This is a genomic window from Haemophilus parahaemolyticus, from assembly GCF_018373095.1.
GTDB classification, from domain to species: domain Bacteria; phylum Pseudomonadota; class Gammaproteobacteria; order Enterobacterales; family Pasteurellaceae; genus Haemophilus_A; species Haemophilus_A parahaemolyticus_A.
In genome coordinates this window covers 1-5835 of record NZ_JAHAHT010000107.1, presented here as the reverse complement: position 1 = coordinate 5835, position 5835 = coordinate 1, and the positions used below count along the sequence as shown (strand labels likewise).

Sequence of the window (5835 nt, the reverse complement as noted above, 5' to 3'; positions counted from 1 at the left end):
GGCAAAGTTCCGCAAGTGGAGCAGTGTAGCTTGGCACAAGGGCAGTAATTTCTACATTTGGTAAAGATTGTTTGAGCATTGCAAAAGCAGGAAAGCAAACTATAAAATCGCCAATTTTATCGTTTCGGATAACAAGGATTTTTTTCATTTGAGACTCTTTCTATTCATTTTATGTGGTCGATTTTCGCTAAATTTTAGATGAAATTTGTTTTTTTTTCTAATAGAATATGCCAGTTTTACTTACTCGCAACCGTTTGCGATTGGTAATTTTCCATTCATTTCAAATATAGGAATTTGTATGTCAGCAACAATTTTAGAATCTCTCCCATTAGGTCAAAAAGTGGGGATCGCGTTCTCAGGCGGTTTAGATACATCAGCAGCATTACTTTGGATGCGTAAAAAAGGTGCAGTGCCTTATGCTTACACGGCAAATTTAGGTCAGCCAGACGAAGATGATTACAATGCAATTCCGAAAAAAGCGATGGAATATGGTGCAGAAAATGCACGTTTAATTGACTGCCGTCAACAATTAGCTCACGAAGGGATTGCGGCAATTCAATGTGGAGCGTTCCACATTTCAACAGGTGGTATTCCTTACTTCAATACCACACCACTTGGTCGTGCGGTAACAGGTACGATGCTTGTGGCAGCAATGAAAGAAGATGATGTAAACATTTGGGGCGATGGTTCGACATTCAAAGGTAACGACATTGAGCGTTTCTACCGCTACGGCTTATTAACTAATCCGAAATTAAAAATCTACAAACCGTGGTTAGATAATCAATTTATCGACGAGCTTGGCGGCCGTTTTGAAATGTCTCAATTCTTAATCGCAAACGGCTTCGACTATAAAATGTCGGTAGAAAAAGCCTACTCAACCGATTCAAATATGCTTGGTGCAACGCACGAAGCGAAAGACTTAGAAGAATTAAGCACTGGAATGAAAATCGTAAAACCAATTATGGGCGTGGCATTCTGGGATGAGTCTGTTGAAATCAAACCTGAAACTGTTTCAGTTACTTTTGAAGAAGGTGTGCCAGTTGCCTTAAACGGCAAACATTTTGATGATGCTGTAGAGTTAATTCTTGAAGCAAACCGTATTGGTGGTCGCCACGGCTTAGGTATGTCAGACCAAATCGAAAACCGTATCATTGAAGCGAAATCTCGTGGTATCTACGAAGCCCCTGGAATGGCATTATTACACATCGCTTACGAACGTTTAGTGACCGGTATTCACAACGAAGACACCATCGAACAATACCGCATTAACGGTTTACGTTTAGGTCGCTTGCTTTACCAAGGTCGCTGGTTCGATCCGCAAGCATTAATGTTGCGTGAAACTGCACAACGTTGGGTAGCGAAAGCAATTACTGGTACGGTGACACTTGAATTACGTCGCGGTAACGATTGCACAATTCTGAACACAGAATCACCAAACTTAACTTACGAAGCAGAACGCTTAAGTATGGAAAAAGTAGAAGATGCACCATTTACCCCAAGTGATCGTATCGGTCAATTAACGATGCGTAACCTAGACATCGTGGACACTCGCGGTAAATTAGCAATTTACACCGACACAGGTTTAATCTCTGCGAATAACCAAGTAGTGCCTCAATTAGGTAGTAAATAGTTTGGTTTAAATCACAATTAACCATGGAAATTTCACCCGTAGTTAATTGTATTAGACATAACAAATAAATAAAGCGGTCAAATTCTGCAAATGATTTGCAAGATTTGACCGCTATTAATCAGAGAATATTATTTACAAAACCTGCCCCACATACCACTGATTCAACAACACCCCCGCATTTACTGCGACATTCAATCCGCTGGCAAGAGGGTTATTCACAGATAACTGCACGGTAGTATCCTCGCTGTATTCAATATGGTTAGAAACCACTTCGCTTAATACAAATACTACTTTTTTCGCTAATTTTACTTTGGAGAATGAAGGCACTTGTTTGTGACGAGTAAGATGCACGATTTGATAGCCCGATTGGCGTAATTGTTGCAGAGCAATCTGTTTGTTTTTGGTTTCAAGTGTATGGACGAATTCCAAGCCACCTTCGGCAACGCGGGCTGCAGAGCTTGAGTTTAAGCATTCGCCATTTTCGCTAATAATGCCTTTTACGCCATAGAAAGCACAGGTTCGGACGATACCACCGATATTTTGGGCGTTGTTTACGCCATCTAATAATACAAGGCAATCTTGGGTATGTGCTAATTGTAAGTAACCTTCTAAACTGTAAGTGCGGTTTTTCTTCACAAGCAAACAAACATCACCGTGGTGCTCTGAGCCTGTCACTTTTTCCATCTCTTCACGAGAAACGATGTGATAGGCTTTTTTGTGCTCGGCAAGATAGCTCAATATATCGCCTACTTTTTTCGCCCCTTCCACCGTTGCCCAAAGGCGAACAATTGAAGTTGGGCGTTGTGCAAATAGGGTTAAACAGCTATTTTCGCCATAAATTTTCATCTCTTCCGCACGGTTTTTCTTGATTTTTTCTGGTGCTCGAGGCGAAAGCGGCCCCGTTTTTTTCTCTTTTTGCAAAAAAGCAGATTGTTTCACATTAATTGTTACCTGCCCTTGCCCGTTGGCTTTGCGTGCTTCGGTTGGGTAGATATTTTCTGGTGTAATGCGTTGATTTTGGCGAGAAAGCGACAGCTTGCCTTTTGGTGATCTTTGCAGACGATCAGTTGAACATTCTTGAGATCGTTCATTACGTTTAAAACTTTTTTCTTCAGCGGTTTTGAATTTTGGTGTGCGTTCATTAAATACAGGTTTCATCATCGGTTTCCATATAAGGGATAAAATTTGCCGAATTATAGCAAAGTTAGCCCAAATACACTGATATATTTTGATCTTTTACCGATATTCAGTAAAATCGTTCCCCTTTAAATTTTCATAAAAATTCACGTTTTGAAAATTTTTTAAACTTTTTTGAACTATTGCCAAAAACGATACACTAAAACGGTGAAAGAGATGGCGATGATTAAAATAAATCGATTATATATTTAGGAGTCCGCAAATTGAGCGAACAAATCACCGACCAAGAATTAGTTGAAAAAGCACAACAAGGTGATAAAAAAGCATTTAACTTATTGGTAGTCCGCTATCAAAACCGCGTAGCTGGTTTACTTACTCGTTATGTTTCCCGTGATGATATTCCTGACATTGTGCAAGAATCTTTCATCAAAGCTTATCGCTCTTTAGCTTCATTTAGAGGCGAAAGTGCATTTTATACTTGGCTTTATCGTATTGCGGTAAACACGGCAAAAAATCATTTAACTGCATTAGGTCGTAGACCGCCAAAAGAAGATATTTTGGCAGAAGATGCGGAAAGTTATGATGCTGGTACGCAGTTACGTGAAGCTGACACCCCTGAAAATTTAGTTTTATCGAATGAGTTAAAACGGGTGGTGTTTGAAACAATTGAGAATCTGCCTGAAGAATTAAAAATGGCAATCACGCTTCGTGAAATCGAGGGGTTAAGTTATGAAGAGATTGCTGAAGTGATGAGTTGCCCTGTCGGTACAGTACGTTCGCGTATTTTCCGTGCAAGGGAAGCGATTGATGCCAAAATTCAACCGCTTATGGCCGCCTAACCCTTTTTTAGTGTTGAAAAACACATCTATTTCAAGTTAATTGGAGTTTTTTATGCAACAAAAAGAGATCTTGTCAGCTTATATGGACGGGCAAGCGAATGGCATAGAGTTTGCCAATACGCTCACAAACAGCCCTGAATTAAAAGCAAAATGGGCAAGCTATCATACGATTCGCAACGTGATGCAAGGCGAAGAGGTGTTACTCGGTGCAGACTTCTCTGCCAAAATAGAAACCTTGCTTGAAAACGAAACCATCGAATCTATACAAGAAAAACCTCGTGGTTTAATGGTGAAACTTAAACGTTGGGCAACCCCAATTATGCAAGCTGGGATTGCAGCATCTGTTTGCTTAGTTGCACTCGTAGGTGTGAATATGATGAACAGCACAGATGAAGTGGCTCAAACTGAACCTGCGTTGCAAACAATGCCATTTAGCAATGCAGTTCAAGCGGTAAGTTACAACGCACCAAGCAAAGATTTAGTTACCCCAGAAAAACTTGAGCAACAACAACGCCGTTTAGATTCATTATTGCAAAATTATGAAATCCAACGCCGTACTCAAAATGTGACTTTAACCGATGAAGAAAAAGCGAAAACGCAAACCTCTTCAACCACAACAGAAAAACATTTACAAAAATAATTCAGGTAATAAATAAATTCTGCCACTCATATATACTTATATGAGTGGCTTTATTTTTGCCCAATTGTGTCGCTTAATTATCTGCAAGCGGTAACTTTTTGCGATTTTTTTACAAATTTTTGGTAAAATTCTACCGCTTATGCCTCAATGTTTATAAGAATGAAAAAGGCTAATATGAAAAAAATTATTTTATTCTGTCTCACATTTCTTTTTGTTTTGCCTGTGAAAGCGGAGCTGACCCATCCAATTGATCTACTCAATGCAATGATGGAAGCACATAAAAATCGCAACTATGAACTCCATTATATTCTCCAACACAGTGATAATATCAAATCGATGAAATATCATCACGCACTGGAAAATAATCACGAATTTGCTCAGCTATTAAGCCTTGATAACGCTTACGAAACTATCTTGCTACGCAATAATGCAATTAGCTATTTAGGCTTTAATTTCACCCCATTCAGTTTAAAAGGCACAAAAATTTTAGATGCCTTACCTGCGGTTTTTCACGCCAATTTTAACGAGCTAAACCATTACGATTTTGTGCCATTGGGTAAATCACGCGTGGCAGATCGCATCGCGAATGTAATTAAAATCGTGCCTTCCGACGACACTCGTTTTAGTTACACGCTTTGGATTGATGAACAAAATTATCTGTTGCTTAAAAGTGAACTGTTCGATAATCAAAACACACTGTTAGAACAATTTAGAGTGATTGAACAACGCGTAAATGACCAGTTCGACAACCTAATCCCGCAACTGAAAACGATGCTATTGCCGCCTGTGAATACGCAAAACAGTTTGGTAAATACGCCGCTTGCATGGCAGGTGAATTGGTTACCTGTTGGCTTTAAACCTATCTCCAGTTCTCGCCAAGTCATTCCCGTTGGACAGGGGCAGGAAGAGGTCGAAAGCCAACTTTTTAGCGATGGGCTTTCAACCTTTACTGTCTATCTGCGTTCGCAAGGTGATGAAGCATTCAACAACCAATTTGCCCGCCAAGAGAAACTGATTTTATTTACTCACTTGGTTGGAAATCGCGAACTGGTAGTCATTGGCGATATTCCAATGAGCGTGGCAGAACGCATCGCACAAAGTGTAGTATTTCAACAATAAGGAGTGCAATATGATGATTGAAAAAGCCATGGTGCTGAGCTACGAAAACGGCAAAGCCTTAGTGCAATGTTATGCCAAAAGTGGCTGTGGCGGTTGTGCCGCACAAAATCATTGTGGAAGTAAAGCTTTATCAGGCTTATCTGGCGAGAAAACTGCACCACGCTTTGAAATTCAAGTTGACCAAGCCTTAAAAGCAGGCGATCAAATCCAGCTCGGTTTGGCAGAAAATACGCTTTTAATGAGCGTGTTTTGGGTTTATTGCGTGCCTTTAATGGTACTTATTGGATCAACACTCCTTTTTTCTGCTCTTTTTAGCAACGAACTTCTGGTTGCAAGTAGTGTAATTTTTTTAACCGCTTGCAGCTTTTGGGCGGTGAAACTGGTTACTGCCCATCAACCATTAACAAAATTTACCCCGATTTTCCTAGGCAAATCTAGCACTTTCGGGGCAGGAGACTAAACAACAATGG

6 protein-coding genes and 1 pseudogene are annotated in these 5835 nt (G+C 40.0%); 5 read left to right on the top strand and 2 right to left on the bottom strand.

What is annotated here, in order from left to right; genetic code table 11:
- Window positions 1-148 (bottom strand): annotated as a pseudogene (locus KH943_RS08900) (glycosyltransferase family 9 protein); the annotation flags it as partial.
- Window positions 149-298: 150 nt separating this feature from the next.
- Between KH943_RS08900 and argG the strand changes: the two are divergent.
- Window positions 299-1630, top strand: a complete 1332-nt coding sequence (gene argG / locus KH943_RS08895; protein ID WP_304110125.1) for an argininosuccinate synthase — start codon at window positions 299-301, stop codon at window positions 1628-1630.
- A gap of 132 nt (window positions 1631-1762) precedes the next feature.
- Here argG and KH943_RS08890 read toward each other — a convergent pair whose 3' ends face one another.
- The gene (locus KH943_RS08890) at window positions 1763-2788 is read right to left on the bottom strand and encodes a TrmH family RNA methyltransferase (RefSeq protein WP_304110127.1); all 1026 of its coding nucleotides are present in this window, start codon (window positions 2786-2788) and stop codon (window positions 1763-1765) included.
- Window positions 2789-3030: 242 nt separating this feature from the next.
- Here KH943_RS08890 and rpoE point away from each other — a divergent pair, with 242 nt between their 5' ends.
- The 4 genes from rpoE to KH943_RS08870 all read left to right on the top strand — a co-directional run bounded on the left by rpoE (window position 3031) and on the right by KH943_RS08870 (window position 5825).
- Window positions 3031-3606, top strand: a complete 576-nt coding sequence (gene rpoE, locus KH943_RS08885) for an RNA polymerase sigma factor RpoE (RefSeq protein WP_304110123.1) — start codon at window positions 3031-3033, stop codon at window positions 3604-3606.
- A 52-nt stretch (window positions 3607-3658) separates the two neighbouring features.
- Window positions 3659-4246 carry a sigma-E factor negative regulatory protein gene (locus tag KH943_RS08880; RefSeq protein ID WP_304110121.1) on the top strand — a complete coding sequence of 196 codons (588 nt, stop codon included), beginning with the start codon at window positions 3659-3661 and terminating at the stop codon, window positions 4244-4246.
- 174 nt (window positions 4247-4420) lie between these two features.
- The gene (locus KH943_RS08875; protein ID WP_304110119.1) at window positions 4421-5365 is read left to right on the top strand and encodes a MucB/RseB C-terminal domain-containing protein; all 945 of its coding nucleotides are present in this window, start codon (window positions 4421-4423) and stop codon (window positions 5363-5365) included.
- 10 nt (window positions 5366-5375) lie between these two features.
- Entirely contained in the window at window positions 5376-5825 is a 450-nt protein-coding gene (locus KH943_RS08870) for a SoxR reducing system RseC family protein (RefSeq protein WP_304110117.1), read from the top strand.
- Window positions 5826-5835 lie beyond the last annotated feature (10 nt).